Below are 18,089 nucleotides of genomic sequence, written 5' to 3' on the forward strand. Positions count from 1 at the left end.
TGCACCGGCGGTGCTTGCCGCCGAGTGCCACCTATGCCGACGGCACGGTCCTAATGATGGCCTCTGCCCCAGTACCAGCCGTAATGGTGGCCGTTGTGGCCATTTCCGTTGTTGCCATTGTTGCCGCTGTTACCATTGTTGCCGGTGCCGCCGCTTCCATTGCCCGTCGCACCCGTCCCACTGCTTCCGGTCCCGGAAGTTCCGGTGGACACGTTGCTGCTCGACCCGGCGGTGGTCGCAACAGTTGTCGTCGCACTCGACGACGTCGAGGCGGCGCTGGCCGTCGATGCACTGCTGCTCGCGGCGACCGCCGTCACGGTGGAGCTATTAGAGGCTGTGGTGGTGGTATTCGTGGAGCTATCGCTCCACACCGTAGCTGTGCCGATACCGGTACTGGCATTCGCGTTGCGCACGCGCCCCGTTGTCGCGGCTCCGTGAGCGAGGCCATTCGTGACCTTGTGGACATTCAGCTTGACCTCGCCGAGCGAGCTCGAGATGCGCACGACGCCGGCCTTGGGCGCTTGACCTCCAGCCGCCTGGTGCGATTGCATCGACGCGCCCGCTGCCTTGGTCCCCTTGTCGATCGGACCGTGCGCATGGATCGCATGACCATTCGCCGCGTTGCGGGGCGCCGACAGTCCCGATTTCGGGACTTGAATCCGCTCGATGGTCGAGGCGCGTGGTTTGCCATGCTCGATCGGATTGAAGGTGCCGGTGCCGCTCAGGCTGAGGCCGGGCTTGCCATGCTCGAAGGCGGTGGCCGATTGTCCCGGCATGACCTGGGCGATCTGTCCGGTCTTGAAGTCGGAGACCTCGACCTGGCCGCGCAGCACCCCGACCTTGGTGCTGCCCGCACCCACCGTGACGCTGAACTGCGTTCCCTTGACGACGGCGGCGAGATAGGGCGTCTCGACCTCGAAATGCTTGACGTTGCGCTTCTCGACTTCGAGCAGGATCGAACCCGCCTGCTGGATGATGGTGGTCGAAAGCCCGTCCTTCTTCTCGGCAGGCAAGCCGACAACGGAATTGGGCGAGATCAGGATTGTCTCCTCACCGCGGACGAGCAGCACCCGGCCATTGCGTCCGGTGCGAATGGTATTGCCGGGCTTGAGGGTCTCTTCCTGGTTCAGCGAGACCTGTTGCGCGCCATCGGTCGCGACCCAGACCTCACCGGTGGCCTTGCTGACCGACCAGACGTCTTCGTCCGCCGCGAATGCACCTGAAGCCGTTCCCAGGGTCAGCGCCGCCATGAAGGCGCACCGCATTCCAATTCTGCCGAGCATGACGATCCTCAGTCCCCGTTACGGCCTGAGGCGTATCCGAAATCACTCAAGAGAGGATTAGCAGGAAGAGGTCAGTGGAACTGCCGTATTAACCATTCATTGACCATAAAAACCTATGAAAAATCATGCAGCTAACGATCCCTTACCGCGCCGCGGCCATCGCTCCGTCAAACTACGGAGACAGGTTTGTTGCGCGCGTTGAGAGGCGGCATCTCGTTACCGCATTGGCGCTGTTAGTACCGCTTTTTGCGGGAGCTCCGCAGACATTCGCACAACAGGCGAACCAGCCGGGTTTTGATCCGCGGCAGCCCGAGAAATACTTTGAAAACCAAACCGAGCGGGAAACTCTGAATCGTCCCCCGGTCAGGCTTCCGACCGTCGGCCAACCCGACACCGGCGGCGACACCAAGCCTCAATTCGTGCTGCGCGGCGTCAACGTCACCGGTGCTCAAGCCGTCCCTCGCGATCGTATCACCGCGGTCTATCAACCCTATCTCGGCAAGAAGGTCTCGCAGGCGGATCTCGCCGCGATCGCCGGCGCGATCAGCGACCTCTACCGCGCCGATGGTTTCCATCTGAGCCGGGCCATCGTGCCGCCGCAAGACATTGCCGATGGGCGCGTCCGGATCCAGGTGATCGAAGGCGCCATCGTGCAGGCCGAGCTGAAAGGCGACGGCGCCGAGCAGTTCGGCGTGAGGCCGATGCTCGAGCCGGTTCTGGCCGAGCAACCGTCGCGGCTGGCAACGCTCGAACGCCAACTCTTCCTCGTCAACGGCAGGCCCGGCGTCCGGATCACCGACACCGCGCTGGAGGAGATCGGCGGTACGACCGGCCGTTTCCGCCTCATCGTTTATTTGAAGACATGGCACGTCTTCTCGTCATTCGGCCTGGATAATCTCGGCTCGTCCTCGGTCGGCCCGTGGCAGACCTACGCGACAGGCGCGTTCAACTCCTACCTCACGCCCGGCGATACGCTGGCGGTCAACCTGTCGACCATTGCCAACGACCCGCGCGAGCTCGGCTTTGCTCGGCTGTCCTATGACGCGCCCGTCGGCGTCGATGGCGTGCGACTCGGCGCGTCCGTCCTCTACAGCGCGGTCCGGCCGGGCGACGCCCGCCGCCTCGACAGCGACATCACCACGACCGAGGCTCTCGAGGTGCGGGCAAGCACGGTGCCCTTCATGTCGCAATCGTCGGCGCTGACGCTCACCCTGGCCGGGACCTTCAGCAACGTGTCCGAGCACGACCTGTACGGCCCCTGGTACAACGACCACATCAGGACCGCGAGCCTGACCGCCGACTACCGGCTCCAGGATCGTTTCGGCGGCACCAACTTCGCGACGCTGACCTACCGCCAGGGCCTCGACGTGTTCGGTGCCTCACATTTCGACGACGATTTGTTGTCGCGCGACGGCGCCTCGTCGAACTTCTCGGTGCTGAACCTCTGGTTCACGCGCTACCAGACGCTCAGCGACGCCTGGTCGCTCAAGCTCTCCGCGGCGAGCCAGACGGCATCGCGGCCGCTGTTCACCTCGCAGCAATTCTACCTCGGCGGCGCGGCCTTCGGCCGGGGCTATGGCGCAGCCGAGATCAGCGGCGACAACGGTCTTGCCGGCTCGCTCGAACTGCGCTTCGACCAGAAGCTCAATTTCCGCTACTGGAGCGGTTATCAGCTCTACGCCTTCGGCGACGCCGGCGCAGTCTGGAACGACGGTTACCGGCTGAGCGATGGCCTGTCGCTGACGTCAGCCGGAGCCGGCGTGCGTTTCTTCCTGTGGGACGACCTCCAGACCGACCTCGGCGTGGCCGTCCCCTTGAGCTACCGGGCGCCGGACAACGAACGCCGCAGCCCGCGCTTCCTGTTCACGCTGTCGAGCGCGTTTCGGCCCCGCCCCGAGCGCGGCCGGAGTGGCTGCCTGTAGCTCGTTTCCCGCAACGGGGTCGGCATACGGCCGTTTTGCGGTCTTGCGCACAGACTTGCCTAAATTTAATCCCTTAACCTGCTCACGATCGCTCGATCGGCGGGCTCCAATGACCATTTTCAGCCGAAAGTGATTGGGACGGAATCATGAAGAGGGTTTTTGCCATCCTGGCGTTTTTTTGCCTCCTCGGGGTCGGTGAATATTTCATCGTCAGCCGGTTCGCGATCCGCCATGAGACTTTGACCCTGTTCGACGCCTCGCGCCAGCGGCCGATCTCGGTCGAGATCGCGGTGCGACGCGATTACGAGACCAAGGCCAATCTCGGTCTCTGGAAGTTGCCGCTCGCCGTCATCAGCAACGGCAATACCGTCAAGGCCACCGAGTATTCCTTCCTCGCCAACGTGCTCGCAGCGCGCGGCTATCTCGTTGCCAGCATCCAGCAGGACCTGCCGAGCGACCCGCCGCTGATGACTCAAGTCGGACAGCAATATGTCGGCCGGCGTGAGGTCCACATCCGCTGCGAGGCGAATATCCTCTTCACCCTGGGCGAACTGAAGCGGCGGCAGGAGAACGCGGACTACGACCACATCACCCTCGTTGGACATTCCAACGGCGGCGACGTCTCGATGTATGTCGCCCATCAGCACCCGGAGCTGGTGTCGAAAGTGATCACGCTCGACAATCTGCGGGTGCCTTTCGTCCTTAGCGATAACATGAAGATCCTGTCGTTCCGCTCGAAGGATCCGCATTTCCTTACCGACTCGGGCGTGCTGCCGACCCCCGAAGAGGCTAAGGCGCGCGGCATTGACATCGTCCACACCGGTGCGCAGCATAACGAAATGAGCGACCGCGGTCCCGACGCGGTCAAGGAGAAGATCCAGGCGACGCTCGACCGCTTCCTGCGGGACAGCGCCAGCAGCGCACTCGCCCCGGTCGATACGAAAAGTCCGATGATCATGAACCCTGGCGACTATTAGCCGGGAGCGCCTTTGCGGCAGATCAAGGCACCTCCGGGCCGGCAGGCTAGAAAGGCCATGTAGCGTCGGAGAGATACGTGTCGCACTATACCGAAAGTCTTCATGCGAGAGGCCTCGGCCTGCCAGCGACGAGAACGCCGTCATTCGCGCGGCATCTCTATCGTGCGACCCGCAGGCTGCTACGGTCGATCATTGCCCGCATCGATCTGTCGCAATTTCCGGGATCGTGCTGCGGATGAGCACGGCCGCAGGCGAGCGCATGAAGGTTGCCCCATGCACCAGCATTTGAGACGAATTTGCCTGCTGCTCGTAGTGACCTCGAGCTTAGGCACGTCCTCTGCTCTGGCCGCCGATGCCGGTCACGGTGCCGACCTCGCCAAGCGCTGGTGCGCAAGCTGCCACGTCGTGGCCAGCGGCCAGGCGGCAGCCAGCGCCGACGTCCCCTCTTTTGCATCCATTGCACGACGGCCGGACTTTAGTTCGGAGAAGCTCGCCTTCTTCCTGCTCGACCCGCATCCGAAGATGCCGAACTTTCCCTTGAGCCGGAGCGAAGCTGGCGACATCGCGGCCTACATCGGATCACTGCGCTAGAGCATGATCTTTTGAATCAAAGCGTGCCGGCCAATCGCGACAGCCGCTACAAACTGCAAATCCCTGCCGGAGGACCGACAGGGATCAGCAGAAAGGATGATGGACGGCGAATGAAACATCACTCGGTGGCCCATCATGGACCTGCACCAGTATCGAAATGCGGATCTTCGTGCCGCGCAAGATCAATTTGTAGGCAGCTGGCACACAGACCAGGAATCAGGATTTGCCTTTGCCCGACTGCATGAAACTGCCGGTCATCTGGCGCATGTGGTCTCCGGCGCTGGTGAACTGGCTGCGCAGGAAATCGGACTGGATCCGCATCGCTTCCTGAAGGTCGGTGGCGTGCACGAGCTTGCGTGCATGCTCGAATGCCGACTTCATGTTCTGCTCGGTGAACGCAAGCGCCTGCTTCGACACCTCCGTGCCGGCTCCCGGAACAGACGTCATCGATTTCGTGGCGGCTTCGAAAAACATGCCGAATGCTTTTTCTGCCTGGTCAATTGTCTTCTCGGCCAGGTCGCGCAGTTCGGCCGGAACTTCAAGCTTCGGTTCGATCATGGTCGCACTCCTCCCCGTTTTCCTGACTGAATACCACACTTGCCTGACCGCCTTCCAGCAGCGAACGCCGGGGCAAACACCCCCGGGAGCCTGGCTTGGGCAGGAAAGCGAGGGAAAAAGGCGTGAGACGCGCGGTCCGGCTCAGGACAAGGGGTGTTCGGGAAGGGCTTCTTCGGTGGCGAGGTCTTCAACGAGCTTGATCACCTCGAAACGCTGTCGAGGCGCGAGCTTCAGAAAAGCGCGGAGCAGGCGCAGGCTTTCGACGGTGCCGGTCGCAGGCGCGCCAAGCTTGAGGTGCAGTTCAGCCGCGAAGTTGAGGTTCTTCATCTCGCACCTATGACAAGCATCGGCCTTCCTGAGCTGACATCGGGGTCCACGCGAGAGCCGAACACCACAACCGGACGTCATGGCGAGCACGAACTCTCGGCCGGAGGGCCCGGCAGCTTAGCACCCTCAACGACACATCCGGGCTCAACCGAGGTTGCAATTATGCCAAGGAACAACCCGTCCGGCAAGCCCAACCAACGGCTTGGCGATGCTTCGCCTGCATCGCTCCACCGCAATTCCGGATAACAGGAATATGAGCTGTCGTCACCCACCTGCGTCAAGAAGCTGCATCAAATCACGCACGCAGCACCGATTGCTGTCAACCCGCACTGCATTTCGCCTTGTTTCAGGTGTGAATGGGCATTGGCGGAGGCGTCTATCGCTTCTTCAGCGTATACACGTAATTGTTGAGTCCCACTTCGGCGGTTGTATCGTCGACGAAATGAACGTCGATCTCACAGCCGGTTTCCAAAGTCTTGATTGGCGCGCCGGCAAAGCCGAGTGAGGCGGCAAGCGCCTTCGGATCGGCCTTCTTGTCGACACGCTGCATCTCGTCGAATGCGCCCTGGAAGGTCATGTCAGGGCCATAATCGGTCACCTTGTAATGCGGCTTGGCACAGGCCAAGGGGCGCGGCCCCGAAATCTCTTTCGCCTTCAGGACGACTGCCTTGCCGATCAGCCGCTCCCGCTCGGTGCCGTCAGGCTTACGCTGCGAATCGGCCCACGGCGCGACCACGGCGGCCGTGAATGTCCAGGTGCCGATGTAGAAGGGATCTGCAGCCGCGGCAGTGCCCGCGTCGCCGACGGAGACGAGAAAGTAAACAGTTCCGGCGAATTTCATCCGACATACCCCTGAGCCTTCGGCTTGGACTCGCCTCTTCGCATCAAGGTTCATCGCTCTCCCGAGCGATATCTCTGCCCGTGAACCGTTACTCAAGATCGAACGACCAAGCGTTTGCGAAACGGCCACGCAGATCACGGGCGCCATGGCTGATGAACTGATCGATTCGGGCGCGCCTCAGCACAAGGACGACGGCATGCTTTCTCGCTGCGATCTCATCAAGGGCGCCGCGGTCGCGCTTCTCACCCTCTCGATACAAGGCGCATGGGCGCAGGAGACCAGGATGAACCTGTTCAAGATCGTCACCATCAAGGACGAAATCGTCGTCGGATTGTCGACGGAGGAACTGCAGGCGCTCGGCGGCAATGATGCGAGCGCCGTTGCACATGCGCTGGCACAGAAGGGCGACCTCACCGTCTGGCAATACAACGTGCATCGCGGCCCGAACGGTGAATTGCAGCAGGCGCCGACCGCCAAAATCGGGCTTCTGGCCAACGCCTCGCTCCGTGTCGAGCCCTACACCACGCCTTACCAGATTGTTCCTCATCCGTAACGAGCACAACGGCGCGCCGGCGGCCGAGACCGCCGGCGCGCCACCATCATCTGGGCCGGTCCGTACGCCCTGTCCCCGGCTCCGTCGCAAAGCCGTAGATCAGCGCCAGCCGATCCAGACATTCGCGAAACCGCCGGCCAAAATAATCGTTCCAGCGCTGCGTACGAACGGCACGACGCTGCCCGATCTGATCCATGGTCAGACCCAGCACAAGGACGTCGTGCACCAGCGCGGCGCCGTCGGTGCCGAGTTCGCGCTCGACCCGGTTCAGCCGCAGCACCGCCTGTCGCTGGCTCTCGGTGACAGGCTCGCGCGTGCCGGTCCCATCGACATATTCGCGGGTCGTATCCACCGCCTGAGGGCCTCGCTCTGCCCGCTCCCAGTCGTTCTGGAAGGCGCGCCCACCGCGGTATTGCGCCTCGTCGATCTGGCGGTGCGCGTGGAGCCGGCCGAGCGGATCGCCGCGGGTCGACCGGATAGCCAGGATCTTCTCGCCGGAATCGAGCGCGAGCGGATTGTCCACCTCCACCTCCGCCACCTCGGCATTGAACGGCACCTCCCGCGACCGCCGGTCGTAGATCTGCGCCAATTTGTAGGACTTGTTACGTCGGGCACGTGCCACTCGGATGCTCCTTGCAAGACTGACGATTGAACGGACGGCGCAGCTTCAGGCGTGGGAGACCAGCCTCAGCGCGACAGGAGTTGCGATGCGGGCGGACGCAGTTCCGGAACGGCGCGTCAGGCGCGCATGCGGTGCGCAATAGCTGGCACCCGGCTGGCGCGGATGGCCGCAGAAGGTGATTTCCTCCCCGTCCTTGTCGCCGCCGTAGGGATAGCGGCAGTCGGCCGCCTCAAGCTCGACCAGTTCGATCAGGCGCGGCTGGACGCCGACGCAGCGGAGCTTGACCCGCGCGGCTGGCTTCATTGCGGACTTCGGCGGCAGGTTCAGGCTCGGCAATGCCGAGCGGCGTGGCAAAACCAGAGTCTCGCCCGGCAAATGCGGCACGATCGACGGGCTCGTCATCCATTCCGGCACGACAAGCCCGAGCCGCTTGGCGCGACCGACCACCGCGTTGCGCGTGTAAGCCGTTCCAAATCTTGCGTTAATCTGCCTTCCGATCTCCGCATAAGACATTCCCTTGAGAAAATAGTCGCGAAGCGCGTCGGAGTGTTCCGACGGCCAATGGCCCGGTTCCATGATGCTGTCCTGTGATGCGCCTCCTCCGACCGCACGATCCGGAGGCGGGACACACCTTCCGGTATTCCGAAGACCGAGTCAAGCATAAATTCTGATATTCATAATTGCATCAATTCCGAATTTCGGATTACAAGAGACGACACGATGGGCAATCGAGGGAATCACCATGTTGGACGTTGCAATGATCGAGCGGGGCCTGGAGAAGACGGGCAAGAGCAAGGGCGGCCTGGCAGCGGCCATGGGCGTGCGGCCCGGCGCGGTGTCGGAGATCCTCGGCGGCGAGCGCCTGGTGAAGGCGTCGGAAATCATTCCGATCATGGAATATCTCGAGCTCAATCTCGCGCCGATCATGGGCCGCGTCGGGGCCGGCGCGGTGATCGAACCGGACTATGAGCAGGTTCCCCCGGAAGGCCTCGGTGACATCGCGCTGCCCTTCCCGATCATGGAAGAGACCGTTGCCTTCGAGATCGTGGGCGATTCGATGCTGCCCAAGTACGAGAGCGGTGACGTGATCGTGGTCTACAAGGACCAGCGCCATCCGCTGTCGAGTTTCTACGGCGAAGAGGCGGTGGTCCGGCTCAAGACCGGCGAACGCTATTTGAAGACCATCGAGCGGGGCAAATCCCCCTCAGTCGTCAATCTCACCAGCTTCAACGCCAAGCCGATCGTCGGCGTCAAGCTCGACTGGGTCGGGGAAATCTGCCTCTCCATGCCCAAGGGGCAGCTCGAACGGCTGCGTGCCAAGTCGGCTCGTCCCCGCAAGAAGGGCAAGTAGGCGCCCAAGGATTGGGCGCCCAAGGATTTCCGATTTTTGGAAATCCACCTTGACTATATTCTGTTTTTCGGAAATACTCTGCCGCGCACCCGACCATGGGGCGCGGCAGGATCGTTTTCATGCAGTATTTCGTCGTGATGATCGACTACGGGCGGCGCGGCCGCGAGGCGGTCGTCGATCCTGAAATCACCAGGCGCGAGGTCATCTCCCGCCTCGCCTCGGGTGAGTATCGGAACGTCTCGTTCATCCACGAGATCGTGGAGAACTCGGTCGAGGACGTCACCGAGGCCATCCTGGCCGAGGCGGCCCTCCCACAGATCGAGCCCGAGGACGTCGATCTCCAGGCGATCCGCCTCGATCACGCCCGCGACCTGCGCAAGCACGAACGGACGTGATGCAGGCCGCGGCGGCATGCATCACGCCCGGACGAATGTTACACCAGGAGAACGGTCGATCCCGTCGTCTTGCGCGCGGCAAGGTCGGCGTGCGCCTTGGCCGCGTCCTTCAGCGGATAGGTCTGGCGCACCTCGATCTTGACCGCACCGGACTTGACGACGTCGAACAACTCCCCCGCCATCGCCACCAGGTTCTCGCGCTTGGCGGCATAGGTGAACAGCGTCGGCCGGGTGACGTAGAGCGAGCCCTTCTGGGCGAGCAGGCCGAGATTGAGCGGCTCGACCGCCCCGGAGGACTGACCGAACAGCGCGGCAACGCCGAGCGGCGCGAGGCAGTCCAGCGATTTCAGGAACGTGTCCTTGCCGACGGAATCGTACACCACCGGCACCTTCTTGCCGCCGGTGATCTCGTCGACCCGCTTCACGAAATCCTCGCGGGTGTAGATGATCACATGGTCGCAGCCATGCGCCTTGGCGAGCTTCGCCTTCTCGTCGTTGCTGACGGTGCCGATCACGGTCGCGCCGAGATGCTTGGCCCACTGGCTGAGGATGAGGCCGACGCCACCGGCCGCGGCATGGAGCAGGATGGTGTCACCTGCCTTCACCCGGTAGGTCTGCCGGATCAGGTACTGCGTCGTGAGCCCCTTCAGCATCATCGCCGCCGCGGTCTTGTCATCGACGCCGTCGGGCAGCTTCAAGAGACGGTCGGCGGGGATCAGCCGCGCCTCCGAATAGGCACCGAGCGGCGAAGCGCCATAAGCGACGCGATCGCCCGGCTTCAGATCCGTGACACCTGGCCCGACCTCCTCGACGACGCCGGCCGCCTCGCTGCCGAGCCCGCTCGGCAATTGCGCGGGATAAAGACCCGAGCGGTTGTAGATGTCGACGAAGTTGAGGCCGACGGCCGTGTGGCGAATGCGCGCTTCGCCAGGTCCGGGCTTGCCGACACTGACCTCTTCCCAGACGAGGACTTCCGGTCCGCCGGTCTTGTGAAAACGAATGGCATGCGTCATGGGGTTGCTCCCTTATCGTTGCAGTGAAGGTCCGAGAACCGGATCGGCCTGTGAGATAGGCATTTGGTCCGCCCGTTACAGTACAGAGGCGTAACAAGAATGTCACAGCGAACGACAAACACCCGCCGTTCCGCCTCTGTTCGAAAGAGTTGATGACGGCTCTGCAGCAACCGGCAGTACCTTTTGCGCGGGGATTGGTGGTCGCCTGCGAAGGAGAGCCGAGATGCCAGCTTATGTACAGCATCATCAGGATATCGAGATCGCGCCTGTGATTTGCCCGACGTGCATGGGGTTCCTTCCGATGTATGTGCGCGAGGTCGAGCCGCATTGGAGCCTTGCCAAGATCGACTTCATCTATGAATGCGCCGATTGCGGCGCCGAGGTCCGGCAGACGATCCGCAAGCCGGAGCTGTTGCGGCACTGAGCCCGACCGAAGAACCGCTCAACTATTTGCGCTGAACGGAAAAAACGCCGCTCACGCGGATCTGATGTCTCCCAAACGAGGCTTGTTCTTTGCCGGGAACGCAGGCAGAACAAGCCTCAAAGCAGGACCTTTGGGAGCGCCATTTCGTGGCTGATCAGAAGGCCTCGACGTCGATCGAGGCAGTGGAGAGCGGCCTCGCCGCGCAGGGTTATATCGCGAGCCGGCAGATCGCGACCGCCGTCTATTTGTCGCAACAGATCGAGAAGCCGATCCTGGTTGAAGGCCCCGCGGGTGTCGGCAAGACCGAGCTCGCCAAGGCGATCGCCGCCTGGCGCGGCAAGAAGATGATCCGCCTGCAATGCTATGAGGGTCTCGACGAGGCCAAGGCGCTCTACGAGTGGAAATACGCCAAGCAGCTTCTCTACACCCAGATCCTCAAGGACAAGCTCGGCGAAGTGCTCGGCGGCGCGCAGACGCTGCACGCTGCGCTCGACCAGCTCCACGATTTCGGCGACGTGTTCTTCTCCAAGGAATTCGTCGAGCCGCGGCCGCTGCTCCAGGCGCTGGAGCAGCAAGGCGGCTGCGTGCTGCTGATCGATGAGATCGACAAGTCGGACGCTGAATTCGAATCGCTGCTGCTGGAAATCCTGTCCGACTTCCAGGTCACGATCCCCGAGCTCGGCACCGTCTCCGCGATCACGCCGCCGACGGTGATCCTCACCTCCAACAGCGAGCGCGACCTCGGCGACGCCTTGAAGCGGCGCTGCCTGCATCTGCATATTGGCTTCCCCGAGCAGCGGCTGGAGGAGCGCATCGTCGAAGGCCGCGTGCCCGGCATCTCGCAGACACTACGCCGACAGATGGTCGGCTTCATCCACGAGATCCGGTCGCTGGATCTGAAGAAGCTGCCCTCGGTCAGCGAGACCATCGACTGGGCGCGCGTGCTGGTCCTGCTCCAGGCTTCCGAGCTCGACACCGACATCGTCAAGGACACCCTTAACGTGCTCCTGAAATACGAAGCCGACATCGAGGCAGCAACGCCGCAGGTGACGACCTTCATTGCCAAGGCGGCCCGGTCCAACGTCTTCGGTTGACGCCGATGCGCGAGAACCTCCATCGTTTCTTTCGGGCGGCGCGCGGCGTCGGCGTCCACGTCTCGCCTGCCGAAAGCATCGATGCGATGCGCGCGGTGTCGCAGGTCGGCTTTTCCGACCGGACCATCCTGCGCGACGCGCTGCTGCTGACGCTTGCCAAGTCGCAGGACGAGAAGCTCGCGCTCGGCGATTGCTTCGATCTGTTCTTCAGCCAGCCCGAACCGCGACAGGAGCAGCCCGAGGGCGCCGATCGGGATTCCTCGCAGGAGGCGGATCAAGCGCCCTCTTCCGGCGCGGCCGGCGATGCCGGCGGCGGCTCGCCACAACAGGAACTCGGGCCGCTCGCGCAGATGCTGCTGTCGCAGGATCGCAATGCCATCGCGGCCGCGATCGCCAGCGCGGCCGGCGCCGCCTCCCTGTCCGACATCCGCTACTCGACCCAGCGCGGCATCTTCTCCAGCCGCATCCTCGATGCCATGGGCCTCCAGCGCCTCCGCGACGATCTCGACGAACTGACCGCAACCAATCCGTCACTGGCCGAGCGTCTGCGCGCCGCGCTCGATGGTTTGCGCGAAGCGGTGCGCGACACGGTCTCGCAGGGGCTTGCGCTCTATGCCCGCGAGGAAGCTGAAAATCTCCGCAAACGAGATTCTGCGCAACGCGCCGCTTGCCCGTATTGAGCGGCGCCAGGTCGCCGAAATGCGCGCGCTGATCCGCCAGATCGCGCGCCGGCTGCGCGAGCGCTATTCCAAGCCGCGCAAGCGCCAGCGCCGCGGCCATCTCGACGTCCGCCGCACGCTGCGCCGCAACGCGGCCTGGGGCGGCGTCCCCTTCCTCACGGCGTGGAAGCGCAAGCATCGCGACCGGCCGAAGATCGTGGCGCTCTGCGACGTCTCGGGCTCGGTTGCGCAGGTGTCCGACTTCTTCCTGCTGCTGATCCACTCCCTGCACGAGGTCGTCGACGACGTCCGCTCCTTCGCCTTCTCCTCGCATCTGATCGAGGTCAGCGAGATCCTGGAATCGAAATCGCCGGAAGAGGCGATGGCCGAGATCATGTCCAAGGTCGGCTTCGGCTCGTCCGACTACGGTTCTTCGCTGGTCGATTTCGAGAAGGACTTCATGAGCACGCTGACGCCGCAGACCACGGTGATCGTGCTCGGCGATGCCCGCAGCAACAATCTCGATCCGCGCGCGGACATCCTGCGCCGCCAATCCGAGCGCTCGAAGCGGCTGGTCTGGCTTAATCCCGAGGGTCGGCTCGCCTGGGGCTTTGGCGATTCCGAGATGCCGCGCTACGCGACCTTCTGCAGCGTCGTGCGCCAGTGCGCCACCGCGCAGCAGCTCGAGCGCGCGGTGTCCGACATCGTTGCGACTTATCAATAGGCGACGACCACGCCGTCTCCGGCGTCAGGCGGCAGTCAACTCGGCCTGGATGAGATTGCACTCGCGAAAGTGATACGCAATTTCGTCGAGCGCGCGCTGCTCCCACTCCTGGGCCTGCGCGAGCCAGAACACCCGGCGCTCCGAATCCAGCGCGGCGCGCTCGCGACACAGGGATTCTTGACTGCGAATTTCCACCAGCCTGATCATGCACTCCACTCCTGCCGTGTGAAGCCATTCGCCGCGAATCAACGTAACAGAGTCCCGAGCCGCTCGCCTCATGATTTCTGTAGATATCGCGACGCAGAATGGGACAGCGATGCTTCCCGTGCAGCGCGACAATTCGCAGCGCAACATCAAGTGCGGATCATCAATTAGTGATCATCGGGACGATATTCGCGCGCAAACGATCTTAACTCTTGTGGCGCAACGAAGTGAGGCAATTGTGAAGAGGCGTTCTAAACGGCTGACCGAATTCCCGACTCATTGTCGTCGCACGGTCTTCATGCGGCGCCGCTAACAGGGGCACGCGAACCGGACGATCGCCTGAGGCAACATGAGCAACGATTTCGACTTCGATCTTTCATCCGACCAATGGGAAGCGCTGAAGGCGCTTCGCAACCCGGTGTCGAATGGTCGCCTCGCGAAGGCCTATCTCATCGAAAGCCTGGTCAAGCTCGGCCTCGTTGTCATGAATGACGGCGTCCCTGCGATCACCTCCGCCGGACGTAAGGTGCTGGTGCGCGGTTCGTGCCGGCTGCTGGATCTCGTGGCGTGATGAGATCGCCCGCTGCCGCGTAACTGCGCCATCGCCTGAAAAATAATCTTTAGCTCCTCGCCGAAATCGGATTTGCTTCTTGCGACAAGATCCGGCGCGCAACGACGCAGCGCCAGACAGGCAAGGGAGCTGATCATGAACGGGCTTGGCGGGCTGAACAAATCGCCTGAGGGCGTCGTCATCGGGCTCGTGCAGTTGCAGCTGCCGAACGTGGTGACCCCGGCCGATCTGGCGGGGCAGACCGAGCGCATCGTCTGGATGGTCGGCAAGGCGCGCCGCAATCTCTCCACCATGGATCTGGTGGTGTTCCCCGAATATTCGCTGCATGGCCTCTCGATGGACACCAATCCCGAGATCATGTGCCGGCTCGACGGACCGGAGGTCGCAGCCTTCAAGAAGGCCTGCATCGACAACAAGATCTGGGGCTGCTTCTCCATCATGGAGTTCAACCCGCACGGCAATCCCTACAATTCCGGCCTGATCATCGACGACCACGGCGAGATCAAGCTCTATTACCGAAAACTCCATCCCTGGATTCCGGTCGAACCGTGGGAGCCCGGCGATATCGGCATTCCCGTGATCGAGGGGCCGAAGGGTGCGAAGATCGCATTGATCATCTGCCATGACGGCATGTTCCCGGAGATGGCGCGGGAATGCGCCTATAAGGGCGCCGAGATCATGATCCGCACTGCCGGCTACACCGCGCCGATCCGCGACGCCTGGCGCTTCACCAATCAGGCCAATTCGTTCCAGAACCTGATGGTCACCGCGAATGTCTGCATGTGCGGCTCGGACGGCTCGTTCGATTCCATGGGCGAAGGCATGATCGTCAATTTCGACGGCACCGTGCTGGCGCACGGCACCACCGGCCGCGCCGACGAGATCATCACCGCCGAGGTTCGCCCGGACCTCGTGCGCGAGGCCCGCATCAATTGGGGCGTCGAGAACAACATCTACCAGCTCTGGCACCGCGGCTATGTCGCGGTGAAGGGCGGCGCGATGGACTGTCCCTACACCTTCATGCAGGACATGGTCGCCGGCACCTTCCGCCTGCCATGGGAAGACCAGGTCAAGGTTACCGACGGCACCTCCTGCGGCTTCCCGGCCCCGACGCGGATGTTCGGCAGGACGGCCAAGGCGGCGGAATAGCCGGTTTCTCGGGCTTAACCGCGACATTCTGGCACGGTTGTTGCTCCTTTTTGACGTCCAAGACGCGTCAAAGGGGAGTTCTCATGTCGACGATTGCCGCGGCACCCGCCGCCGAGTCCAAGCCGCTTTACACCTCGCTGTTCGTCCAGGTCCTGGCCGCGCTGGTGCTTGGCGTCATCCTGGGGATGGCGGTGCCGGACTTCGCCATCGGACTCAAGATCCTCAGCGACGCCTTCCTGAAGCTGATCTCGATGATCGTGGCACCGATCGTGTTCTGCGTCGTCGTGCACGGCATCGCCGGTGCCGGCGACCTCAAGAAGGTCGGGCGGGTCGGCGTCAAGGCGCTGGTCTATTTCGAGGTCATGACGACCGTGGCGCTCGTGGTCGGCCTGCTGCTCGCCTACATCTTCGGCCCCGGCCACGGCATGAACATCGATCCCTCGACGCTGGATGCCAAGGCGCTGAACACCTATGCCGACAACGCCCACAAGCTGTCCGGCGGTGGCGTCGGCGCCTTCCTCATGAACGTGATCCCGACCACCTCCTTCGATGCGCTGTCACGCAACGACGTGCTCCAGGTGCTGTTCTTCGCCGTGCTGTTCGGCGTCGGCCTCGCGCTCGTCGGCGGCGAGAAGGGCGCGCTCGTCACCTCCATCATCGACGCGGCCTCGACCGTGCTGTTCCGTGTCATGGGCCTGATCGTCCGCGTCGCGCCGCTCGGCGTGCTCGGCGCGGTCGCCTATACCGTCGGCAAATACGGCGTCGGCTCACTGAAGCAGCTCGTCTCGCTGGTGATGCTGTTCTATGTCTCGGTCGGCATCTTCGTGCTGGGCGTGCTCGGCGGCGTCATGGCACTCGCAGGCATCAACATCCTCAAATTCCTCGCCTACCTGCGCGAGGAGCTGACCATCGTGCTCGCGACGGCGTCCTCGGATGCGGTGCTGCCCCAGATCATGAAGAAGCTGGAGCGCATGGGCGTGAAGGATTCCGTCGTCGGCCTCGTCATCCCGACCGGCTATTCCTTCAACCTCGACGCCTTCTCGATCTACCTGACGCTGGCCGTGGTCTTCATTGCCCAGGCGACCAACACGCCGCTATCGTTCGGCGATCTCCTGCTGGTGCTCGGCGTCTCGCTCATCACGTCGAAGGGCGCACACGGCGTGCCGGGCTCGGCCATCGTGATCCTGGCCGCGACGCTGAACGCGGTGCCGAGCATCCCCGCGATCGGCCTCGTACTGGTTCTCTCGGTCGACTGGTTCATCGGCATGGCCCGCGCGCTCGGCAATCTCGTCGGCAATTGCGTGGCAACGGTCGTGGTCGCCGCATGGGAAGGCGACCTCGACCGCGCCAAGGCGGCCAAGGTGCTCGAAGGCGGCGAGTTGGTGGACGTGACCGCGGGGTAGCGCTGATCAATCATTCCACTGGAGGAGCGGCGTTCCATACGCCCTCCTCCAGACCGACAGGAAGCGCGGAAACCAGGAATGCGCCACGGCGCCCTTATAGGCCCAGGTGCGATACTTCAGACCCTGCTCCGAGATCAGTTCCTGATAGCCGCCGTGGACCTCGGTCGCGGTCCGGATGTCCTTCAAGATTCCTTGCGCGCAGGTCCGATAAGTATCGCTCCCTGAGGCCTCATCGAAGTCCAGCATGCGATCCGCAAACTCGACATTGAACGTCGGCCACGACGAACGCCCCTGATAGGCCGGCGCCGCGATCTTGTGGATCATCTTGTTGCGCGGATTATCCGCCGACACCAGGAAGTGGAACGTGCTGGGGATGCGGAAGCGCGGCTCGGCGATGATCAGGTCGGTCGTCGCCGCGAACAGCGCGCGCTCGCTGGAATCGCTCATATCCCAGAATCCGCGATGCACGCTGACGAAATCCAGTGCGACCAAGGACACGGGCGCGCCAGCCGGACCATCCAGGGAGTGCCTAATGTAGCCGTCCTTCCCGAACAGGCGGAGCAGGTCCCTCTTGTACTGCGCGAGGTCGCGCCCGAGCAGCCGCTTCAGCTCGTTCTCGCCGACGATCCCGAGCTGCACGCCCCACACGAAGGTCGTGTAGACGCAGGCATTGGTGACGAAACGCCGGCGCTCGGCCCGCGTGTCCGTTGCCGCAGAGCGCGGCCCGCCGGCGTCGCACAGCAAATGTCTGGTGCCGTCAGCGTCGAACGGCTCCAGCTCGCTTGCAAGCTTCAGGATCGCCCGCCTCAGATCGGCACCATATTCGGCCAGCAACAGACGGCCGGCATGCGCGCATTGTGACATCGCCAGATAGGACGACACCCTCTCCTCGGCAGAGAGCATCTGCTGGAGACCGGCGAGAATGCCAAGCAGCGTATCCGAGGGTCGCGAAAAATAGTTTACGCCGAGATACCGGCCGCGTCCCGCCGGAACGATGGTCGTCGTGACGACGTCGGCGCGCACCGCCTCCAGAAGGAGACGGACGCTCTTCTCGAGCAAACGAGCCCGTCGAACCGCATCCTGCGCATCCATGATGGTCTCGGGGTCGAGGACATCAGGATAGAACCAGGCGAAGTCGCGCGGATAATAGGCGGAGGCGTGCGGAGCGCCCGTGACGAGGAAGGCCTCGGTCACCGAAAAGGCGCTGTCCATCGAGTGACGGTAAAGGTCCTCGATAGCCGACAGCGAATGAGGCGATTGTCTCAGGAAGCGATCACCGAGAAAATTCACTGCCTGGAGAGCGTTGGCGACAAAGGTCGCAGCCATCCCTTGGTAAAACCGGTTCTCACTGTGCGCTGGAAAAGAGATGTCGCTGTTCATGTCCGTCAATCGGCTGATGTCTCGTGGCTCCGGTGATGGCGGCCACCA

The 18,089-nt window shown here is 63.0% G+C and carries 20 protein-coding genes and 1 pseudogene; 12 read left to right on the forward strand and 9 right to left on the reverse strand.

The window, feature by feature from the left end; translation table 11 throughout:
* Positions 1-50 precede the first annotated feature (50 nt).
* Positions 51-1,283, reverse strand: coding sequence for a FecR family protein (locus ACVJ19_RS38285; RefSeq protein WP_453954202.1), 1,233 nt, complete (start codon positions 1,281-1,283; stop codon positions 51-53).
* A gap of 125 nt (positions 1,284-1,408) precedes the next feature.
* Between ACVJ19_RS38285 and ACVJ19_RS38290 the strand changes: the two genes are divergently transcribed.
* The 3 genes from ACVJ19_RS38290 (at position 1,409) to ACVJ19_RS38300 (ending at position 4,773) form a co-directional block, all read left to right on the forward strand.
* Positions 1,409-3,205, forward strand: coding sequence for a ShlB/FhaC/HecB family hemolysin secretion/activation protein (locus tag ACVJ19_RS38290; RefSeq protein WP_453954203.1), 1,797 nt, complete (start codon positions 1,409-1,411; stop codon positions 3,203-3,205).
* Between the two features lie 146 nt (positions 3,206-3,351).
* Entirely contained in the window at positions 3,352-4,182 is an 831-nt protein-coding gene (locus ACVJ19_RS38295) for an alpha/beta fold hydrolase (RefSeq protein ID WP_453954204.1), read from the forward strand.
* 273 nt (positions 4,183-4,455) lie between these two features.
* Positions 4,456-4,773: a c-type cytochrome gene (locus tag ACVJ19_RS38300; protein WP_453954205.1), complete on the forward strand. Its 318-nt coding sequence runs from the start codon at positions 4,456-4,458 to the stop codon at positions 4,771-4,773.
* Between the two features lie 216 nt (positions 4,774-4,989).
* On the opposite strand, the gene ACVJ19_RS38305 is transcribed toward ACVJ19_RS38300, so the two are convergent.
* The 3 genes from ACVJ19_RS38305 to ACVJ19_RS38315 form a co-directional block, all read right to left on the reverse strand.
* Entirely contained in the window at positions 4,990-5,331 is a 342-nt protein-coding gene (locus tag ACVJ19_RS38305) for a phasin (RefSeq protein WP_453954206.1), read from the reverse strand.
* A gap of 141 nt (positions 5,332-5,472) precedes the next feature.
* Entirely contained in the window at positions 5,473-5,658 is a 186-nt protein-coding gene (locus ACVJ19_RS38310; protein WP_018644785.1) for a hypothetical protein, read from the reverse strand.
* Between the two features lie 376 nt (positions 5,659-6,034).
* Entirely contained in the window at positions 6,035-6,646 is a 612-nt protein-coding gene (locus ACVJ19_RS38315) for a hypothetical protein (RefSeq protein ID WP_453954207.1), read from the reverse strand.
* Positions 6,647-6,695: 49 nt separating this feature from the next.
* Here ACVJ19_RS38315 and ACVJ19_RS38320 point away from each other — a divergent pair, with 49 nt between their 5' ends.
* On the forward strand, positions 6,696-7,052 hold the full coding sequence (locus tag ACVJ19_RS38320; RefSeq protein ID WP_453955289.1) for a hypothetical protein: 357 nt from the start codon (positions 6,696-6,698) through the stop codon (positions 7,050-7,052).
* Between the two features lie 46 nt (positions 7,053-7,098).
* On the opposite strand, the gene ACVJ19_RS38325 is transcribed toward ACVJ19_RS38320, so the two are convergent.
* Together ACVJ19_RS38325 and ACVJ19_RS38330 are read right to left on the reverse strand one after the other, a co-directional pair.
* Positions 7,099-7,674 carry a hypothetical protein gene (locus ACVJ19_RS38325; protein ID WP_453954208.1) on the reverse strand — a complete coding sequence of 192 codons (576 nt, stop codon included), beginning with the start codon at positions 7,672-7,674 and terminating at the stop codon, positions 7,099-7,101.
* A 45-nt stretch (positions 7,675-7,719) separates the two neighbouring features.
* Positions 7,720-8,250 carry a GcrA family cell cycle regulator gene (locus tag ACVJ19_RS38330; RefSeq protein WP_453954209.1) on the reverse strand — a complete coding sequence of 177 codons (531 nt, stop codon included), beginning with the start codon at positions 8,248-8,250 and terminating at the stop codon, positions 7,720-7,722.
* Positions 8,251-8,416: 166 nt separating this feature from the next.
* On the opposite strand from ACVJ19_RS38330, the gene ACVJ19_RS38335 reads away from it, so the two are divergent.
* Positions 8,417-9,025: a S24 family peptidase gene (locus ACVJ19_RS38335; protein WP_018644790.1), complete on the forward strand. Its 609-nt coding sequence runs from the start codon at positions 8,417-8,419 to the stop codon at positions 9,023-9,025.
* A gap of 119 nt (positions 9,026-9,144) precedes the next feature.
* On the forward strand, positions 9,145-9,420 hold the full coding sequence (locus ACVJ19_RS38340) for a hypothetical protein (protein ID WP_018644791.1): 276 nt from the start codon (positions 9,145-9,147) through the stop codon (positions 9,418-9,420).
* Between the two features lie 38 nt (positions 9,421-9,458).
* Here the strand turns inward: ACVJ19_RS38340 and ACVJ19_RS38345 are convergent, their stop codons facing one another.
* On the reverse strand, positions 9,459-10,433 hold the full coding sequence (locus ACVJ19_RS38345) for a quinone oxidoreductase family protein (RefSeq protein ID WP_453954211.1): 975 nt from the start codon (positions 10,431-10,433) through the stop codon (positions 9,459-9,461).
* A 223-nt stretch (positions 10,434-10,656) separates the two neighbouring features.
* Between ACVJ19_RS38345 and ACVJ19_RS38350 the strand changes: the two genes are divergently transcribed.
* From ACVJ19_RS38350 to ACVJ19_RS38360, 3 genes and pseudogenes are all read left to right on the forward strand, one after another.
* Complete coding sequence (locus tag ACVJ19_RS38350; protein WP_063688375.1) at positions 10,657-10,857, forward strand: hypothetical protein; 201 nt, start codon at positions 10,657-10,659, stop codon at positions 10,855-10,857.
* A gap of 146 nt (positions 10,858-11,003) precedes the next feature.
* Positions 11,004-11,951, forward strand: coding sequence for an AAA family ATPase (locus ACVJ19_RS38355; protein ID WP_453954212.1), 948 nt, complete (start codon positions 11,004-11,006; stop codon positions 11,949-11,951).
* Positions 11,952-11,956: 5 nt separating this feature from the next.
* Positions 11,957-13,334 (forward strand): annotated as a pseudogene (locus ACVJ19_RS38360) (vWA domain-containing protein).
* 24 nt (positions 13,335-13,358) lie between these two features.
* On the opposite strand, the gene ACVJ19_RS38365 reads toward ACVJ19_RS38360, so the two are convergent.
* Positions 13,359-13,541: a hypothetical protein gene (locus tag ACVJ19_RS38365; RefSeq protein WP_453954214.1), complete on the reverse strand. Its 183-nt coding sequence runs from the start codon at positions 13,539-13,541 to the stop codon at positions 13,359-13,361.
* A gap of 346 nt (positions 13,542-13,887) precedes the next feature.
* Here ACVJ19_RS38365 and ACVJ19_RS38370 point away from each other — a divergent pair, with 346 nt between their 5' ends.
* From ACVJ19_RS38370 to ACVJ19_RS38380, 3 genes are all read left to right on the forward strand, one after another.
* On the forward strand, positions 13,888-14,109 hold the full coding sequence (locus tag ACVJ19_RS38370) for a hypothetical protein (RefSeq protein ID WP_453954215.1): 222 nt from the start codon (positions 13,888-13,890) through the stop codon (positions 14,107-14,109).
* A gap of 135 nt (positions 14,110-14,244) precedes the next feature.
* Positions 14,245-15,258 carry a formamidase gene (locus ACVJ19_RS38375; protein WP_453954216.1) on the forward strand — a complete coding sequence of 338 codons (1,014 nt, stop codon included), beginning with the start codon at positions 14,245-14,247 and terminating at the stop codon, positions 15,256-15,258.
* 83 nt (positions 15,259-15,341) lie between these two features.
* The gene (locus tag ACVJ19_RS38380) at positions 15,342-16,661 is read left to right on the forward strand and encodes a dicarboxylate/amino acid:cation symporter (RefSeq protein ID WP_453954217.1); all 1,320 of its coding nucleotides are present in this window, start codon (positions 15,342-15,344) and stop codon (positions 16,659-16,661) included.
* Between the two features lie 6 nt (positions 16,662-16,667).
* On the opposite strand, the gene ACVJ19_RS38385 is transcribed toward ACVJ19_RS38380, so the two are convergent.
* On the reverse strand, positions 16,668-18,041 hold the full coding sequence (locus ACVJ19_RS38385; RefSeq protein WP_453954218.1) for a hypothetical protein: 1,374 nt from the start codon (positions 18,039-18,041) through the stop codon (positions 16,668-16,670).
* Between the last annotated feature and the right edge of the window lie 48 nt (positions 18,042-18,089).

The sequence above is a fragment of the Bradyrhizobium sp. USDA 376 genome, from assembly GCF_054063675.1.

Bases quoted from the DNA above. Each gene is read 5' to 3' on its own strand.
- ACVJ19_RS38285 (WP_453954202.1), bottom strand. From the start codon at position 1,283: ATGCTCGGCAGAATTGGAATGCGGTGCGCCTTCATGGCGGCGCTGACC.
- ACVJ19_RS38290 (WP_453954203.1), top strand. From the start codon at position 1,409: ATGCAGCTAACGATCCCTTACCGCGCCGCGGCCATCGCTCCGTCAAAC.
- ACVJ19_RS38295 (WP_453954204.1), top strand. From the start codon at position 3,352: ATGAAGAGGGTTTTTGCCATCCTGGCGTTTTTTTGCCTCCTCGGGGTC.
- ACVJ19_RS38300 (WP_453954205.1), top strand. From the start codon at position 4,456: ATGCACCAGCATTTGAGACGAATTTGCCTGCTGCTCGTAGTGACCTCG.
- ACVJ19_RS38305 (WP_453954206.1), bottom strand. From the start codon at position 5,331: ATGATCGAACCGAAGCTTGAAGTTCCGGCCGAACTGCGCGACCTGGCC.
- ACVJ19_RS38310 (WP_018644785.1), bottom strand. From the start codon at position 5,658: ATGAAGAACCTCAACTTCGCGGCTGAACTGCACCTCAAGCTTGGCGCG.
- ACVJ19_RS38315 (WP_453954207.1), bottom strand. From the start codon at position 6,646: ATGGCGCCCGTGATCTGCGTGGCCGTTTCGCAAACGCTTGGTCGTTCG.
- ACVJ19_RS38320 (WP_453955289.1), top strand. From the start codon at position 6,696: ATGCTTTCTCGCTGCGATCTCATCAAGGGCGCCGCGGTCGCGCTTCTC.
- ACVJ19_RS38330 (WP_453954209.1), bottom strand. From the start codon at position 8,250: ATGGAACCGGGCCATTGGCCGTCGGAACACTCCGACGCGCTTCGCGAC.
- ACVJ19_RS38335 (WP_018644790.1), top strand. From the start codon at position 8,417: ATGTTGGACGTTGCAATGATCGAGCGGGGCCTGGAGAAGACGGGCAAG.
- ACVJ19_RS38340 (WP_018644791.1), top strand. From the start codon at position 9,145: ATGCAGTATTTCGTCGTGATGATCGACTACGGGCGGCGCGGCCGCGAG.
- ACVJ19_RS38345 (WP_453954211.1), bottom strand. From the start codon at position 10,433: ATGACGCATGCCATTCGTTTTCACAAGACCGGCGGACCGGAAGTCCTC.
- ACVJ19_RS38350 (WP_063688375.1), top strand. From the start codon at position 10,657: ATGCCAGCTTATGTACAGCATCATCAGGATATCGAGATCGCGCCTGTG.
- ACVJ19_RS38365 (WP_453954214.1), bottom strand. From the start codon at position 13,541: ATGATCAGGCTGGTGGAAATTCGCAGTCAAGAATCCCTGTGTCGCGAG.
- ACVJ19_RS38370 (WP_453954215.1), top strand. From the start codon at position 13,888: ATGAGCAACGATTTCGACTTCGATCTTTCATCCGACCAATGGGAAGCG.
- ACVJ19_RS38375 (WP_453954216.1), top strand. From the start codon at position 14,245: ATGAACGGGCTTGGCGGGCTGAACAAATCGCCTGAGGGCGTCGTCATC.
- ACVJ19_RS38380 (WP_453954217.1), top strand. From the start codon at position 15,342: ATGTCGACGATTGCCGCGGCACCCGCCGCCGAGTCCAAGCCGCTTTAC.
- ACVJ19_RS38385 (WP_453954218.1), bottom strand. From the start codon at position 18,041: ATGAACAGCGACATCTCTTTTCCAGCGCACAGTGAGAACCGGTTTTAC.